Genomic DNA, 15,986 nt, shown 5'->3' with positions numbered 1-15,986 from the left:
TTTCCAGAAGGGCGCGCTACGAAAGTGGTAGACGCCCTTCACGCATTAAAGGACCTGCAAATATGCCTCGTTACGACGCCCCAATCCGCGACATGCGCTTCATTCTTCAGGAAGTGCTTCAGATCCAGAATTATTCGAACCTGCCCGGTTTCGAGGAAGTGACACCCGATCTGGTCAATGCGATTCTTGAGGAAGGCGGCAAGTTCGCGAAGGAAGTGCTGTATCCGCTGAACGCCACTGGTGACCGTCAGGGCTGTGTCCGCAGCGACGATGCAAGCGTGAAAACGCCGGACGGCTTCCCGGATGCTTACAAGCAGCTGGTCGAAGGTGGCTGGCCGCTTCTCTCGGTGGATCCGGAAATGGGCGGGCAGGGCCTGCCGCATGTTGTGAACATTGCATGGACCGAGATGGTATCGTCGTCGAACATGGCATTCGGCATGTATCCGGGGCTCACCCATGGCGCATTTCAGGCGCTGATGGCCGGTGGGTCCGATGAGCTGAAGGCGAAGTACGGCCCGAAAATGGCGTCGGCCGAATGGGCCGGCACGATGAACCTGACCGAGCCGCAGTGCGGGACCGATCTGGGTTTGATCAAGACGAAAGCCGTGCCCCAGGCGGACGGCACCTACAAGATCACGGGCCAGAAGATCTGGATCTCCGGTGGTGAGCAGGACCTGACGGACAATATCATCCATCTCGTTCTGGCGCGCATTGAAGGCGCCCCGGAAGGGATCAAGGGCATCTCGCTGTTCCTGGTGCCGAAGTACATGGTGGGAGAAGACGGTTCCATTGGCGAACGCAATGACTGTTCCTGCGGTGGTCTCGAAGAAAAGATGGGCATCCACGGCAATGCGACGTGCGTGATGAATTATGATGGCGCGACCGGCTTCCTCGTTGGCGAGGAGCACAAGGGGATGCGCACCATGTTCGTGATGATGAACGAAGCGCGCCTCGGCGTCGGCCTGCAGGGCCTGTCACAGGCTGAGCTGGCCTACCAGAACGCCGCTGACTTCGCGCGCGACCGCGTTCAGGGCCGCTCGCTGACCGGCGTGAAGTCGCCTGAACAGCCAGCCGATCCGATCATCGTGCACCCGGATGTGCGCCGCATGCTGTTGGACCAGAAGGCGTTCATCGAAGGGGCGCGTTGCTTCACTTACTGGACGGCGTTCCAGGCCGACCTGCAACACAAGTCGCCGGAAGATGAAGTGCGTGAAAAATCCTCCGACTACATGGCGCTACTGACCCCGGTGGTGAAAGCCTATCTGACCCACAAGGGCTATGAGTGTGCCAACTGGGCCCTGCAGCTGCATGGCGGTTCCGGATTTACCCGTGAATGGGGCATGGAGCAGATCGTCCGCGACTGCCGGATCACTACAATCTACGAAGGCACAAACGGCGTGCAGGCGCTGGACCTTGTTGGCCGCAAGCTGGCGGCCAATGGCGGACGCGCAGTCTTCTCCTTCTTCTCCGACATCGACGAATTCATTGCGGCGAATGAGGGCAATGAGGAGATGACGCTGTTCGTGGAGGGCTTGCAGAAGATCAAGGGTGAGCTGCAAGAGGGCACGATGTGGCTGATGCAGAATGGCATGTCGGATTTCAACAATGCCGGGGCATCCAGCCATGATTACCTGCACCTGTTCGGTCTGACAGCGCTGGCATACATGTGGGCGCAGATGGCGAAGATTGCGCTGGAGAACAAGGGCAGCGAGCCTTACTACGAGCAGAAACTGGTGACCGGGCGCTACTTCGTTGAGCGCCTCTTGCCGGATGGCGCAGCTCATCTCGCAAAAGTGAAGACCGGCGCAGCGCCGCTGATGGATCTCGAAGTAGACGCCTTCTGAGGCGAATCTTTCCTGGTTTTGATTGTCTCGGGGTAATCGCGGGAGTGTGATACACTCCCGGCGGTGCCCTGCGGCAAAATTTTCCCTGAATCCTCATACGTCTAACGCTGGGGAAGGACTGGGAAAAAATGGGCCGGGCGGCTACATGTTTACGTGAACGTAAGCGGAAATTGCCCGCTTGCTCACTATATTAGATGAAAGCCGGAGAACGACCATGCAACAGAGCCCGCTCAACGTACCCAAGCCCACGTGGCGTCAGGATGAGGAGCTCGACATTTTCTCCGATGCGGTCGGCCAGTTCTTTGAAAAGGAATGCGCTCCGCACGTGCCGGAGTGGCGCAAGGCCGGGGTCGTGCCGAAGGATATCTGGAAGAAGGCTGGCGAGATGGGCCTGCTTGGCGCGTCGGTGCCGGAAGAATATGGCGGTGCAGGCGGTGATTTCCGCCACGAGGCCATCATCATCGAACAACAACAGTGGAAGGGCATCGACGGGTTCGGCATCACGCTGCACAACGCGATCATCGCCCCCTACATCACCGCCTACGGTACCGAAGAGCAGAAGCGCCGCTGGCTGCCAGGCATCTGTAATGGCGATATCGTCACGGCCATCGCAATGACGGAGCCGGGCGCGGGCTCCGACCTCCAGGGCATGAAGACGACCGCCAAACGCGATGGCGACGAGTATGTCATCAACGGTTCGAAGACCTTCATTTCCAACGGCCAGACCGCCAACCTGATCCTGCTTTGCGTCAAGACTGATCCGAGCCAGGGCGCCAAAGGCATTTCGATTGTTGGCGTTGAGACAGACAAGGTGGAAGGCTTCCGCCGGGGCCGGAACCTGGAGAAAGTCGGCCAGCATGCTGCCGACACATCCGAACTGTTCTTCGACGATGTGCGCGTGCCCGCCTCGAACCTCCTCGGTGAGGAAGAAGGCAAGGGCTTCATCCAGCTGATGCAGAAGCTGCCGCAAGAGCGCCACATCATCGGCCTTCAGGGCGTTGGCATGATTGAGCGCGCGATCCATGAGACCGTCGAGTACGTCAAGAACCGCAAAGCGTTCGGCGGTACGATCTTCGATTTCCAGAACACCCAGTTCAAGCTCGCCGAGTGCAAGACCGAAGCGACTGTCGCAAAGGTCTTTGCTGATCACTGTACGGAGCTTCTCCTGAAAGAGGAGCTCGACGCTGCGACGGCCTCCATGTCGAAATACTGGATCAGCGACCTGCAGTGCAAGATCATCGACGAGTGTCTGCAACTGCACGGCGGCTTTGGTTATATGGACGAGTATCCCATCGCCCAGATGTATGCGGACGCCCGCGTGCAGCGCATTTATGGCGGGGCCAATGAAGTCATGAAAATGCTGATCGCGAGGACCCTCTAGCCTGACATGCCCGACAGCCACCTCATTCGTGATGTGTTTCCGACGCCCAGCCCGAGCTCGACGTCGCTTGGTTTCGAGCTTCTTGCGCTCGACATGAAAGAACTGACCACACGTGTGCGCTTCGAAGGCCGGCCAGAGTTCTGCAATCCGGCCGGTGTCATCCAGGGCGGCTATCTTGTCGCCATGATGGATGATACGATCGGCATGCTGGCGGGCATGAAAGCCGGCAAGACGAAACTGCCTTCGACGGTGGACCTGCATACGCATTTTCTCCGCCCTGTTCGCAAAGGCGCCATCGAAGTGGCCGCCCGCCTGCGCAATGTCGGCCGGGCAATGGTGTTCGCCGAAGCCGAGCTCTACGATTCACGCGGCAAGGAAGCTGCCCGCTCCACCGCGAGTCTCACCCTGAACCCGGTCCTGAAGCCGGCGAAGGAGGGGTAAAATGACTGTGATGCAGAACTATGCCGAACTCCTGTTTACCGATGCGGTAAAGGCCTACCAGGAACAGGCGGGCATGCGTGAGACATACGAACGTATCTACAGCAATCGCCATCGAGGCCCATTGGACGATGATACGATTGCGTTCCTGTCAGGTTCGACCAGCTTCTACATCGCTACCACCGGCAGCAACGGGTGGCCCTATATCCAGCATCGCGGCGGTCCTGCTGGCTTCGTGAAAATTCTCGGTCCGGACACGATCGGTTTTGCGGATTATCTCGGTAATCGGCAGTTCATCACACGCGGCAACCTTGACGGGTCAGACCGGGTATCTCTTTTTTTCATGGACTATCCTCGCCGCGCCCGGCTGAAAATGCTCGGAGAAGCCCGGATGGTCGATGCCGCTTCAGATCCGGATCTGCAAGATGCTCTGGCTCAGGATGGGCAGGGGCCGGTTGAGCGCCTGATGACGATCAAGATCGTCGCGCGCGACTGGAACTGCCCGAAATATATCCTGCCGCGGTATACAGAAGAACAAGTCGCTCAGTTGATCGCCCCACGGCTCAATGAGTTGGTGGAGGAAAACCAACAGCTCAAGGCCCGGGTCGCTCAATTGGAAAGCGGGCAATCGCCTGCAACATAGTCAGAATAACATCCCCTCCATCGAAAGGAGTCACTTCAAATGACTGAAGCCTATATCTACGACGCGGTCCGTACGCCGCGCGGCAAAGGCAAGAAAAGTGGTTCGTTGCACGAAATCACGTCGCTTAGCCTTGCCACGCAAGTGTTGCAGGCCATCCGTGAACGCAATGAACTCGACACGTCCAAGGTGGACGATGTGGTTCTGGGCTGTGTTTCGCCAGTGGGCGAGCAGGGGGCGGATATCGCCCGCGTGGCGGTGCTGAACGCCGACTATGCGGAAACGACTGCTGGTGTTCAGGTCGACCGCTTCTGTGCTTCGGGCCTTGAGGCTTGCAACATGGCCGCCTCGAAAGTGATGACCGGTGAAGCCGACATGGCAATCGGCGGCGGTGTCGAATCCATGAGCCGGGTCCCGATGGGTGCTTCTGGCGGTGCGTGGTCGACAGACCCGCAGGTCGCGCTGAAAACCTATTTCTCCCCTCAGGGAATTGGGGCTGACACGATTGCGACCAAGTACGGCTTTTCCCGCGATGACGTCGATGCCTTCGCCGTGGAAAGCCAGAAGCGTGCCGCGACGGCCTGGAAAGAAGGCCGGTTTGCCAAGTCCATCGTTCCGGTGAAAGACCAGATGGGCGGCATCCGCCTGGATCACGACGAGCACATGCGCCCGGATGCGGACATGCAATCGCTCGCCGGACTGAACCCGTCTTTTGCCGGTATGGGCGCCATGGGCTTCGACGAAGTCATCAAGCAGCGCTACCCGGAAGTGGAAAAGATCAATCACGTCCACCATGCGGGCAACTCGTCGGGTATTGTGGATGGTGCATCCGCTGTGCTGTTCGGCTCCAAGGAAATGGGCGAAGCCTTCGGCCTGAAGCCGCGTGCGCGCGTCAGAGCCATGGCGTCGATCGGGTCCGAACCGGGCATCATGCTGACCGGCCCGACCTATGTGACCCAGAAAGTGCTCAAGAAAGCCGGGATGAATCCGGAAGACATCGACCTGTACGAGCTGAACGAAGCGTTTGCGTCGGTTGTCCTGCTGATGATGCAAAACCTGAACATTCCGCACGAAAAGATGAACGTGAACGGCGGGGCGATCGCCATGGGACACCCACTGGGTGCCACCGGCGGCATGATCCTCGGCACAATGGTGGATGAGCTTGAGCGCTCGGGCAAGGAAACAGCCCTGATCACGCTCTGCGTCGGTGCCGGTATGGGCACGGCGACGATCATCGAACGCGTTTAATCCTTACACAGAATAATCGGAATATAGTATCATGAAACTCGAGACATTTGGTTGGGACATCGACGCTGACGGCATTGCACATGCTGTTTTCGACGTGCCGGGCCGCAGCATGAATACGCTGACGGGCAAAGCTGTCGCCGACATCATCGCGATTGCTGAAGAAGTCGCCTCCAACGACGCGATCAAAGGCCTGGTTATCTCTTCAGGCAAGCCGAGCGGTTTCTGCGCCGGGGCAGACCTGGGCGAGATGGGCCAGCGCGCTGGCGGCGGCCAGAAGCAGGAGCTCTCCGAAGCGGAACTCAAGAAGCAGCAATTCGACCAGGGCTTTGCCCTGAACGGTACGCTGCGCAAACTGGAAACCTGCGGCAAGCCAGTGGCGGTGGCCCTGAACGGTCTTGCCCTCGGCGGCGGCCTCGAAGTAGCCCTCGCTTGTCACTACCGCGTTGCCGCGAATGACAATCCGAAGCTTCAGTTCGGGCTGCCGGAAGCCAAGATCGGCCTTCTGCCGGGCGCAGGCGGTACACAGCGCTTGCCGCGGCTTGTTGGCGTTCAGGCTGCCCTGCCGCTCATCCTGCAAGGGCAGAGCTTTGATGCCGAAAAGGCGCTTGCCATGGGCGTCGTGCAGGAAATCGCTCCATCGTCCGAAACGGTGGACAAGGCCAAGGCATGGGTGAAAGCTAATCCGACAGCCAAGGCGCCGTGGGACGAGAAGGGCTTCAAAGTGCCGGGCGGCGTGCCGCACAAATCTCCGGGTGCCGGTCAGGTCGCAACGATGTCCAACATGATGCTGGCCTCGAAAACCTACGGAAACTATCCGGCCCAGAAGAATATCCTGTCCTGTGTCTATGAAGGCATCCAGGTGCCGATCGATGCCGGCCTGCGTATTGAAACGCGATACTTCATCAACACCCAGCAGCGCCCTGAAGCCAAGGCAATGATCCGCTCGCTGTTCCTGTCGATGCAGGAACTGTCGAAAGGGGCAAACCGCCCGGCAGGTCATCCGAAGACGGAATTCAAGAAGATCGCCGTTATTGGTGCGGGCCTGATGGGCGCAGGTATTGCCTACGTCCAGGCCAAAGCCGGCATCCCGACCGTTCTGGTCGACGTCTCGAAAGAGAACGCGGAGAAGGGCAAGGACTATTCCCGCCGCCTCGTCGACAAGGACGTGTCGCGCGGCAAGTCGACCAAAGAAAAGGGCGATGCCCTGCTCGACCTGATCACCACGACGGATTCCTATGATGACGTCAAAGGCGCCGATCTCGTGATTGAAGCCGTGTTCGAGAATGAAGAGCTGAAAGCCAAGATCACCGGGATGGCCGAAGCCGTTCTGGACGATAATGCCGTCTTCGGTTCCAACACATCGACCCTGCCGATCACGGGCCTCGCCAAGGCGTCGAAGCGTCCCGAGAATTTCATCGGCATTCACTTCTTCTCGCCGGTGGAGCGTATGGGTCTGGTCGAGATCATCTCGGGCAAGGAAACCAGCGAAGCCACGCTCGCCAAGGCGATCGACTATGTGCTTGCCATCCGCAAGACGCCGATTGCTGTGAACGACAGCCGCGGCTTCTACACCTCGCGTTGCTTCGGCACCTATACGCGCGAAGGTATGGAAATGCTGGGTGAGGGCATCAAGCCGGCCATCATCGAGAATGTCGGCCGCCAGTGCGGCATGCCGATGGGCGCTCTGGAAGTGTCTGACTCTGTCGGCCTCGACACCGCCCTGAAAGTGACACGTGCCACGGCCGAAGCTGCAGGCGTCGACCTGCAAAGCGATGACCGGACCCAGTTCCTCGCATGGCTGGTCGAAGATCAGGGCCGTGTCGGCCGCAAGGCGGGTAAGGGCTTCTACGACTATAACGAGAAGGGCAAGCCGGAACGCCTCTGGCCCGACATCAACAAGATGATCGAAGTGAAGGTGGACGAATGCCCGCCGGATCTGAAGAAAGAGCTGACCAACCGCTTCCTCGTGCGCCAGGCCATCGAAGTGGCCCGCTGCTTCGACGAAGGGGTCATCACTGATGCCCGCGATGCAGACATCGGCTCAATCCTGGCCTGGGGCTTTGCGCCGTTCACGGGCGGTTGCTGCTCCTATGTCGACCTGATCTGGGGCATCAAGGAGTTCGTTGCAGAGGCTGACCGTCTCGCCGCTAAATATGGCGACCGCTTCGAACCGCCGGCCGTCCTGCGCGACATGGCCGCTAAAGGCGAAGGCTTCTACGACCGCTTCCCGCCCGCCGGGTCGAAGGCGAAAGCTGCAGCCTAGGCGCAAGGGTTTCAGCCCAATAGAAAAGGCCGGAGCATTGCTCCGGCCTTTTTGTTTTTGCGGATGATATAGCGACCTTACTTCCGGGCGCGGGCCCACCAGCCGGTGCGGCGGGGGGCGTCAGATTTCTTGGCTTTCGCCGGTTCTGGTTCCGGTGTTGGTTCCGGCTTGGCAGCGCTTTCGTCCATGTGGGCAATAACGGCTTCCGCCTCGACTTCCGCTTCCACCGAATCGACCGCTTCTGCCGCGACATCGGCGGGCATCACTTCAGGCTCCGGCTGCGTTTCAGGTTCAGCCTCCTGTTTGGTGGCAGGCGCTTCGGCTTCCGGCTGCTCGGCGGGTGCCGCTTCCGCAGCCGCCTCATCGGCAGGTGCTTCGGATTTGCGGGCGCGGGAACGGCGGGTGCGTTTTGGCTTGGGCTTGTCTTCAGCTTCGGCCTCTTCGTTCGCTTTCACGTCAGCAACAGCTTCCTCAGCGACCGATTCCGGCATGATTTCCGGCTCTGACGCTTCCAGCTGGGCTGCTGGTTCTTCGTCCAGCATGTCCGGTGCACTGGCGGCCAGGCCATCGAGATAAGCCCCGCCATCGGCCGGTGCATTTTCGTTCTGGTCTTCGGAGCCTTCGGCACGGTCCGTATTGCTGCGGCGCCGACGACGGCCACCGCGGCGACCGCGGCGGCGGCGCTTGCGCGGTGTTTCCGAATCTTCGTCGGACGAGGCGTCATTGCTGTCGTCGTCATCATCACCGGACTCTTCGTCGTCGTCCGCGCTTTCCTCATCGAGGGCGACAATGGGGGCATCGCCATCGACGACTTCCATACCGGTTTCACGATCGCCCTTGCTGCGGCGGCGTCCGCCACGACGGCGGCGCTTGCGGCGGGACTTTTTCTCGTCACCGTCTTCGTCGCTGTCGGCCTCGTTCTCGGAATCGTCTGTCTCGTCGTCGTCGATGCTTTCATCGTCCGCATCCGACGGAGCCGGCTTGGACGGTTTCTGCAGCGAGCGAGGCTGTTTGCGTTTCTTCGGTTTGGCGTTCTGGTCGCGCTCGGCGTCAATCGTGAAATCGCCTGGCAGCATCTCCTCGGAGGAGTGGATGGAGACCGCAAAACCGGCCATCCGCTCGATTTCGATCAGCGCTTCGCGTTTGTTGTTCAGAATGTAGAGCGCGACATCCGTCGGGGCTTTCACCGAGATCGCCTTCAAGCCGCCCGTTGCGGCGCGGGCCTCGATCGCGCGGATCAGCTGGAGAGCAGCCGACGGGATGGAGCGGCGGCGGCCAGTGCCGTTACAGGACGGGCAGGGATCGGAAGTTGCCTGCAGGACGCCCTGGCGGCGGCGCTGCCGGGAGATTTCCATCAGGCCAAATTGCGAGATCCGGCCATGCTGAACGCGGGCGCGGTCGACCTTCAGGTGTTCTTTCAGCTTCTTCTCGACGGCGCGGTTGTTCTTGTTCTCATCCATATCGATGAAGTCGATGACGATGAGGCCGGCGAGATCGCGCAGGCGCATCTGGCGGCAGGCTTCCTCGGCGGCTTCCAGGTTCGTGCGGGTTGCCGTCTGTTCGATGTTCCGCTCACGCGTGGCCTTGCCGGAGTTCACGTCGATCGCCACCAGCGCTTCGGTCTGGTTGATGACCAGATAGCCGCCGGATTTCAGCTGCACGACAGGAGAGTAGATCGAATCGAGCTGTTCCTCGACCGCTTCTGAAACGAAGAGTGGGTCCTCTTCCTTCCATTGCTGAACCTTCTTGGACTGGCTCGGCATGATCAGCTTGGCGAGATCCTTCGCTTCGCGATAGGCATCTTCGCCTTGAACAAGGACTTCCTCGATCTCCTTGTCGAACATGTCCCGCATGGCGCGGTGGACCAGTCCGCCTTCGGCATTGATCAACATGGGGGCTTCGGAGGTGAGCGTCTTCTCGACGATCGTCTCCCAGAGCTTTGAAAGATAATCGTAATCGCGTTTGATCTCGGCCTTGGTGCGTTTGGCGCCAGCCGTGCGCACGATCAGGCCCATGCCGTCCGGCACGTCCAGGTCGGAAACGATGGACTTCAGGCGCTTGCGGTCAGAGCTGTTGACGATCTTGCGGGAGATGCCGCCGCCACGGGGCGTATTCGGCATCAGGACCGAGTAGCGGCCTGCGAGGGAGAGATAAGTGGTCAGCGCCGCGCCCTTGGAGCCGCGCTCTTCCTTGACTACCTGCACCAGCATCACCTGCCGGCGGCGGATCACTTCCTGGATCTTGTAGCGTTTGGAGATTGACGTCCGGCTGGACTTGCGGGCCGGACGGCGGCTGGAAGACTTGGCGGGTTTCTTTTTCCGGCCGCCCTGGTCACCATTGTCTTCGTCGTCTTCGTCATCGGCCGAGGCTTCGTCAGCCTCATCGCCGTTTTCGGAATCGTCTTCTGCCGCGGCGTCCTCATCGTCGATATCTGAATCGTCGGAGTCGTCGCCGTTTTCGGCATCGGCGGAAGCGTCGTCGTCCTCATCGTCATCTTCGATGGCGGCGGCGGCCTCTTCGGCGGCTTCACGCAGCAAGGCTTCGCGGTCTTCAGCCGGAAGCTGGTAATAGTCGGGGTGGATCTCGCTGAAGGCGAGGAAGCCATGGCGATTACCGCCATACTCCACGAAGGCCGCCTGCAGCGACGGCTCAACCCGCGTTACCTTTGCCAGGTAAATGTTGCCGCGGAGTTGTTCGTTACCAGTTGTTTCGAAGTCGAAGTCGTCGACCTGCCCATTGTTGACGATCGCCACACGGGTCTCTTCCGGGTGGGCGGCGTCGATCAGCATGAGTTTGCTCATGTAGAGGAACCTTTTGATCCGGCGCTGCTGTAACGGGCGGTTTTCGCCTCAGGCAGTCTAGCTGGCCGGTCTGAATATTGAGGGAATGGGTGCTGGCACGTCCGCCTTGATGCCGTCTTGGCGGCATTGAAAAAGCGTCATTTAGGGCGGCACCCTGGTACATTTGCTCTGCTTTCCGGAGCGCGGCGCCCGCTGACCTGTGTTGGGTGAGCCGGGATCGCTGGCGCGTCATAAGGAAACTTGCGTTGTAGCACGGCAATCCGGCTACGCCCCGGATAGTGCCCAATTTTCCCGACTAAGAAAAGAGTCAAATAGTGAATTGGCTGCTGTTGCTGATTAGCTCCGGTCAATCGTGGGTTAATGTTCGGTTTGCTATGGAGGCTGTTCGTTCGGTCTATTTGTTGTGTTCTGGTGGTAAGAGTATCAACTTTATGTTGAATATTCGGTTTATTTTTCTGGCAATTGCCTTTTGTCTCGGGGCTTTTCAGGCCCGCGGTGAAGTGCGCGATGTACGCGTCGTGGGCAACGGCGCGCCAACCCGAATCACGATCTGGACCGACACGGCACAGGATCCGAGGGCTTATATGGTCGAAGGCGCCAGCGGGCGCTCGGTCGTTCTGCCCTTGCACGGGGCCACGACGGCGCGGTCTGGCAAAGGCATGGGCGGGGTCCCGGAATGGGCTGTGAGCGGGTCTGAATTGCGTTTCAGCCTCGATCGGCCGCTGATGGTGACACGGGTTCTGACCCTCCCGCCCACCGGTACGGCAACAGATCACCGGGTGATCATCGATCTCGACACCGTTTCTGGCGCCCGGTTCGCCAGCGTGGCCCGGCGCGACATGCGCCAGCTGGCCAAGGCGCTGACCGCCCTCAACGAGGCAGGACAGCGCCGCGAGGTTGCGGCACTCAAGCCTGGCGTTGGCAACAAGAAATACGTGATCGTCGTCGATGCGGGCCATGGCGGGAAAGATCCCGGCGCGCTGGCCGTGACAGGCAAGAAAGAAAAAGACATCACGCTCGCGGCGGCGCTCCAGCTGAAAAAGCTGCTGGAGGCAGACCCGCGCTATGAGGTCCGCCTGACACGGGAAACCGACACATTCATTGAGCTTGAAGACCGCGTGACACTTGCCCGGAACTGGGGGGCAAACCTGTTCATCTCGCTGCACGCCGATGCAGCGGGCCGCTCAACCGTCTCCGGCGCGTCGGTCTATACGATTTCGGCACGGGGCGAATCCCGGATCGACAAGGAGGCCAGCAAGAATGACTGGCAGATCCCGATGGAGGATGGCACAGCCCAGTCGATCACCGGTATCCTGAAGGATCTGGTGAAGCGGGAGACCAAGACCCATTCGGCGGAATTTGCCGAATTGCTGCTGCCAGAGCTGCAGCAGGCCGGGCCTGTGCTGCGCGATACCCACAAGAATGCAGGCTTTTACGTGCTGTTGGCGCCGGATGTCCCGGCTGTCCTGCTGGAGCTTGGCTTTCTGACCAACCGGGAGGACGCCAACCGGCTGCAATCGCGATCTGGCCGCCAGAAATCCATGAATGCCGTCAAGCGCGGCATCGATCGTTTCTTCATTCAGCAGGAAAAGCTTCTGGCGGACCGTTCCGGCTGATCCTACGGGGAAATTCGCTTGCCGGGCCGGAAACGAACTGAGACACTTTCATGATGAGACGAACCGGGGCCGTTTCCGCATTCCTGCTGTCGCTGAGCTGCGCGGCATGTGCCTCCTATCCAGGGTTCGGCGCCTACGGCTTTTCCGTCGACTCTGCTCATGCGCCGCCTGCTGACGCGGCGGCGCTGGGGGATTTCCTGGTTGCCCGCTACGCCGCGATGACCAATGACCCGCGGGAGGCTGCCCGCCGGTACGCCGCGTCGATTGATACCGCACCGGAATCCACTGGCATCGCGGAGCGCGCCGTTTATTCGGCCCTTGTGTCAGGCGACTACCCTCAGGCGGTGCAGCTTGCAAACAAGGCGCATGGCGTCGGGAATTTCGGCACGCTGGTCAGGCTGACGCTCGGCATCGAGGCCATGTCCGAAGGCAAGGATGCCGAGTCGGCTGCCTATTTGGCGGAAGACGGGTTCGGTCCGTTTAACCGGACTGTGGCACGCGGCGTATCCGCGTGGCGGATGCTTGACGCGGACGGGCCGGAGGCGGCTGAAACCTATCTCCGGGACACGCTGACCGGCGACCCGCGTCTCGATAGCGCTACCCTCTATATGATGGGCCTGATTCAGTTGTCGGCCCACAGTGATGCAGACGCGCTGGATACATTTGAAACCTTGTGGAATTCCGGGGCACGACTGGCGGTTGGCCTTGATGCGCATGCCCGTTTGCTGGCGGCGAACGGGGACCGCGCTCGCGCGCTGACCCTGTTGAATACTTTCCGTGAAGAGGTCGGTGAGAACTCAGCCCTGGAAAGCCTGCGCAAGGATATCCAGGCGGGCCGGGAGATTCAGGTCACGCGCCTCTCGTCCCGGCAAGGGGCCGCCCTGGCTGTGTACGTTCCGGCAGCTGCCCTGATCACACGGACGGACGATGATGTTGCATCGGTCTATTTCGTGCTTGCCCTGGCCCTCGACCCGGATCTGCACGAGGCACGGAGCCTTTGGGCGCAGTCCCTCGAGAAAGCCGGCCGGGAAATTGAGGCGATCGCTGTGCTTGCGCAAATCCCTGAAACATCCCCCTATTATTCGCCGGCTCGCGGGCAGATCGCCTGGGCGCTCCTCGGGCTTGGCCGGGAAGATGAGGCCGTGCAGGTCGCCCGCCAGGCATTGGCCCAGGCACCCGACCGGGGGCTTCGCGTCCAGCTGGCTGAAATCTACCGGGCGCAGGCGCAGTACCGGGAAGCGAACCGCCTGCTGACCGGGATTATCGAGGACGATGCCCTGAAGGGCCGTGAGGATTGGCGCCTCCTGTTTTCGCGCGGCGCGACCCGCCACGCGCTGGATGACTGGGACGGCGCAGAGGCCGACCTGAAGCGGGCGCTGCAGCTTCAGCCGCACAGCCCGCTGGTGCTGAACTATCTCGGCTATGCCTATGTCGATCAGGGGATTCATCTGGAGGAGGGGCTGAACCTGATCCGGACGGCGCTGACCTACGACCCGGATTCCGGCTTCATTACCGACAGTCTCGGCTGGGCCTACTACCGGCTCGGCCGGTACGAGCTCGCGATCTACTTCCTTGAAAAAGCAGTAGAATTGGAGCCCGCAGACGCAACCCTGAACGACCATCTGGGCGACGCCTACTGGCGCAGCGGGCGGAAGCTGGAGGCGAAGTTCCAGTGGGAGCGGTCGCTGAAGCTGGAACCGGCGGAAAAGGAGCGGGCCCGCATCGAGGTGAAGCTGCTGAAGGGGCCGGATGAGCCTGCCGTGGTCAAGGCAGAGTCCGAACAGCCCCTGCCAAACCGGCCTTAAACCAAATGAAAACAGACGACTACAGCGCGCTGGCCCCAGCCAAGGTGAACCTGTTCCTGCATGTCGGGCCGGTGCAGCCGAACGGCCGCCACCCGCTCGACTCGCTCGTCATGTTCGCCGGCGAGGCGGCCGCAGACCGGCTTTCCGTCATGATCAGCGATGACTTGTCCATGACCCTAACCGGACCAGGCATGACCAATCCGGATCATATCGGACCAGTGGATGACAATCTCGTGCTTCGCGCGGCCAGGGCGCTGCAGGCCGAAACCGGCTCCACGCAGGGCGCCGCATTCACCCTCGAGAAGCACCTCCCCATCGCCGCAGGCATCGGAGGCGGCTCTGCCGACGCCGCCGCGGCGCTTCGCCTTCTGACAGACCTTTGGGGCACAGACACCGCCGCCGCCCACAAGATCGCTCCGGCGCTTGGCGGCGATGTCCCGGTCGCGCTGCAAGGCCACACCGCGTTGATGCAGGGCGAGGGCGAACGGATCCGCCGGGCGCCGGACCTGCCGCGCGTGCCGGCCCTGCTGGTCAATCCGGGACTTGCCTGTCCGACCGGGCCCGTCTTCCGCGCCTATGACGCAGCAGGCGGCGGCGCCGGCTTCCGCGAGTTCGGCGCCGTGCCGCCATTCGAGCGCGTCTGGGATCTCGTCCACTGGCTGGGCAACCAGCGCAACGACCTTCAGGCCCCGGCGATCGCCGCCGTGCCGGAGATCGCCGGTGTGCTGGACACGCTGCAGGCCTTGCCAGATGTCCTGCTGGCCCGCATGAGCGGATCGGGCGCGACCTGTTTCGCCCTGTTCGACACCGAAGACGCCGCCCGCCGGGCTGAAGCGCAGCTCAGCGCAGACCGGCCGGACTGGTGGATAAGGGCAACCTCGCTGGGAGATGCGGCGTGAGCTGGGAAGCGATGACCTTCATTCGCCTGATGGGGCCGGTCCTGTTATCGGCGGCCCTGTGCGGCATGATGTTCCTGATACGGATTGACGATGCACCGGATGGCGGGCGCAAGGTTCAGAAGACGCCGGTGCCAAGTTCCGGCGGCGTCGCCATCCTCATCGCGCTGGGTGTTTCCGCGTGGCTGGCGAGCGAGGCCGGGCTGCTGTCCGATTACTGGCTGCACAATGGCACACAGACCGTTCTGGCCATCACGATGGCGGCGGGGGCCATCGGTTTTGTGGACGACAAATGGGGCATGAGCGCGTGGCTGAAACTCGTGCTGACGGCCACCCTGGCAATCAGTTTCGCCGTGCTCGACCCCGGCCTGCGCCTGGCCAGCCTGCCACTGCCGCTGGTCATGGCGGGGGTCGCCTTCTGGCTGCTGGTCACCATGAATGGCGTGAACTTCATGGACGGCTCCAACGGCCTCGCCATGGGGTCTTCCGCGATCATGCTGCTGGGGGCGGCGGGCGTGCTGTGGCGGGTGGACCCGTCCCAGCCCTTTCCCGGCCCGGCGCCGGACCTTGCCTTTCTCTGCGTAACCGCATCGCTGGCCATTCTCGGCTTCCTGGCGTGGAACCTGCCGGGCAAGCTCTATGCCGGGGATTCCGGGGCCTTCGGCATTGGTGCCTTGTTCGGCGGGGCGGGCATCATCGTCGGCGTCGTGTCGACCATCTGGACCGCCGCGATCCTGTTCCTGCCATTCCTGGTGGATGTGGTGCTGACCGTGCTGTGGCGCGCGAAGAACGGCCAGTCGGTCATGACGGCCCACCGCGACCATGCCTACCAGCTGTTCCTGCGAAGCGGCTGGAAACACATTCCCGTCGCCGTACTCTGGTGGGTTTTCAGCTGGACCTGCGCGCTGGCGGCGATGAACGTGCCGGATGGCCTCGCGATGTTTGCGTTCTTTGGACTGACGGTTTTCGGCAGCGCCCTCTGGTTCCTCCAGCGCCTCACGCTCGGCCGGAGGCTGGCGGCGGAGGGGCTTTAGTTTCGAACAGTATGTGCGAA

Annotated in this window: 11 protein-coding genes; 10 read left to right on the top strand and 1 reads right to left on the bottom strand. The window is 61.3% G+C overall.

Annotated features, from left to right (window positions below; translation table 11 throughout):
- Window positions 1–62 precede the first annotated feature (62 nt).
- The 6 genes from HAD_RS15470 to HAD_RS15445 all read left to right on the top strand — a co-directional run bounded on the left by HAD_RS15470 (window position 63) and on the right by HAD_RS15445 (window position 7,814).
- Window positions 63–1,844: an acyl-CoA dehydrogenase C-terminal domain-containing protein gene (locus HAD_RS15470; RefSeq protein ID WP_035573328.1), complete on the top strand. Its 1,782-nt coding sequence runs from the start codon at window positions 63–65 to the stop codon at window positions 1,842–1,844.
- A 214-nt stretch (window positions 1,845–2,058) separates the two neighbouring features.
- Window positions 2,059–3,225 carry an acyl-CoA dehydrogenase family protein gene (locus HAD_RS15465; protein WP_035573327.1) on the top strand — a complete coding sequence of 389 codons (1,167 nt, stop codon included), beginning with the start codon at window positions 2,059–2,061 and terminating at the stop codon, window positions 3,223–3,225.
- 6 nt (window positions 3,226–3,231) lie between these two features.
- A complete protein-coding gene (locus HAD_RS15460; protein ID WP_051596364.1) occupies window positions 3,232–3,666 on the top strand; it encodes a PaaI family thioesterase in 435 nt (144 codons plus the stop codon).
- 1 nt (window position 3,667) lies between these two features.
- Window positions 3,668–4,306 carry a pyridoxamine 5'-phosphate oxidase family protein gene (locus HAD_RS15455; RefSeq protein ID WP_206741288.1) on the top strand — a complete coding sequence of 213 codons (639 nt, stop codon included), beginning with the start codon at window positions 3,668–3,670 and terminating at the stop codon, window positions 4,304–4,306.
- A gap of 39 nt (window positions 4,307–4,345) precedes the next feature.
- Window positions 4,346–5,551, top strand: a complete 1,206-nt coding sequence (locus HAD_RS15450) for an acetyl-CoA C-acetyltransferase (RefSeq protein WP_035573326.1) — start codon at window positions 4,346–4,348, stop codon at window positions 5,549–5,551.
- Window positions 5,552–5,582: 31 nt separating this feature from the next.
- The gene (locus tag HAD_RS15445) at window positions 5,583–7,814 is read left to right on the top strand and encodes a 3-hydroxyacyl-CoA dehydrogenase NAD-binding domain-containing protein (RefSeq protein ID WP_035573324.1); all 2,232 of its coding nucleotides are present in this window, start codon (window positions 5,583–5,585) and stop codon (window positions 7,812–7,814) included.
- Between the two features lie 77 nt (window positions 7,815–7,891).
- On the opposite strand, the gene HAD_RS15440 is transcribed toward HAD_RS15445, so the two are convergent.
- On the bottom strand, window positions 7,892–10,615 hold the full coding sequence (locus HAD_RS15440) for an Rne/Rng family ribonuclease (RefSeq protein WP_035573323.1): 2,724 nt from the start codon (window positions 10,613–10,615) through the stop codon (window positions 7,892–7,894).
- A gap of 431 nt (window positions 10,616–11,046) precedes the next feature.
- Here HAD_RS15440 and HAD_RS15435 point away from each other — a divergent pair, with 431 nt between their 5' ends.
- From HAD_RS15435 to HAD_RS15420, 4 genes are read left to right on the top strand one after another with little or no spacing between them, the layout of a single operon-like run.
- Window positions 11,047–12,231 (top strand): N-acetylmuramoyl-L-alanine amidase family protein, encoded by a 1,185-nt coding sequence (locus HAD_RS15435; RefSeq protein WP_035573321.1) that lies wholly within the window; start codon window positions 11,047–11,049, stop codon window positions 12,229–12,231.
- A gap of 50 nt (window positions 12,232–12,281) precedes the next feature.
- Entirely contained in the window at window positions 12,282–14,036 is a 1,755-nt protein-coding gene (locus tag HAD_RS15430) for a tetratricopeptide repeat protein (RefSeq protein ID WP_035573318.1), read from the top strand.
- Between the two features lie 5 nt (window positions 14,037–14,041).
- Window positions 14,042–14,935, top strand: coding sequence for a 4-(cytidine 5'-diphospho)-2-C-methyl-D-erythritol kinase (locus tag HAD_RS15425; RefSeq protein ID WP_035573315.1), 894 nt, complete (start codon window positions 14,042–14,044; stop codon window positions 14,933–14,935).
- Complete coding sequence (locus HAD_RS15420) at window positions 14,932–15,966, top strand: glycosyltransferase family 4 protein (protein WP_035573312.1); 1,035 nt, start codon at window positions 14,932–14,934, stop codon at window positions 15,964–15,966. The genes HAD_RS15425 and HAD_RS15420 overlap by 4 nt, the downstream gene beginning before the upstream one ends.
- Window positions 15,967–15,986 lie beyond the last annotated feature (20 nt).

It is taken from the genome of Hyphomonas adhaerens MHS-3 (assembly GCF_000685235.1).
In the GTDB taxonomy this organism is placed as follows: Bacteria; Pseudomonadota; Alphaproteobacteria; order Caulobacterales; family Hyphomonadaceae; genus Hyphomonas; species Hyphomonas adhaerens.
Note: the sequence above shows the minus strand (reverse complement) of the source record. Positions and strands in the feature narration are given on the sequence as shown.

Bases quoted from the DNA above. Each gene is read 5' to 3' on its own strand.
- HAD_RS15450 (WP_035573326.1), top strand. From the start codon at position 4,346: ATGACTGAAGCCTATATCTACGACGCGGTCCGTACGCCGCGCGGCAAA.
- HAD_RS15440 (WP_035573323.1), bottom strand. From the start codon at position 10,615: ATGAGCAAACTCATGCTGATCGACGCCGCCCACCCGGAAGAGACCCGT.
- HAD_RS15465 (WP_035573327.1), top strand. From the start codon at position 2,059: ATGCAACAGAGCCCGCTCAACGTACCCAAGCCCACGTGGCGTCAGGAT.
- HAD_RS15470 (WP_035573328.1), top strand. From the start codon at position 63: ATGCCTCGTTACGACGCCCCAATCCGCGACATGCGCTTCATTCTTCAG.
- HAD_RS15460 (WP_051596364.1), top strand. From the start codon at position 3,232: ATGCCCGACAGCCACCTCATTCGTGATGTGTTTCCGACGCCCAGCCCG.
- HAD_RS15435 (WP_035573321.1), top strand. From the start codon at position 11,047: ATGTTGAATATTCGGTTTATTTTTCTGGCAATTGCCTTTTGTCTCGGG.
- HAD_RS15430 (WP_035573318.1), top strand. From the start codon at position 12,282: ATGATGAGACGAACCGGGGCCGTTTCCGCATTCCTGCTGTCGCTGAGC.
- HAD_RS15445 (WP_035573324.1), top strand. From the start codon at position 5,583: ATGAAACTCGAGACATTTGGTTGGGACATCGACGCTGACGGCATTGCA.
- HAD_RS15455 (WP_206741288.1), top strand. From the start codon at position 3,668: ATGACTGTGATGCAGAACTATGCCGAACTCCTGTTTACCGATGCGGTA.
- HAD_RS15425 (WP_035573315.1), top strand. From the start codon at position 14,042: ATGAAAACAGACGACTACAGCGCGCTGGCCCCAGCCAAGGTGAACCTG.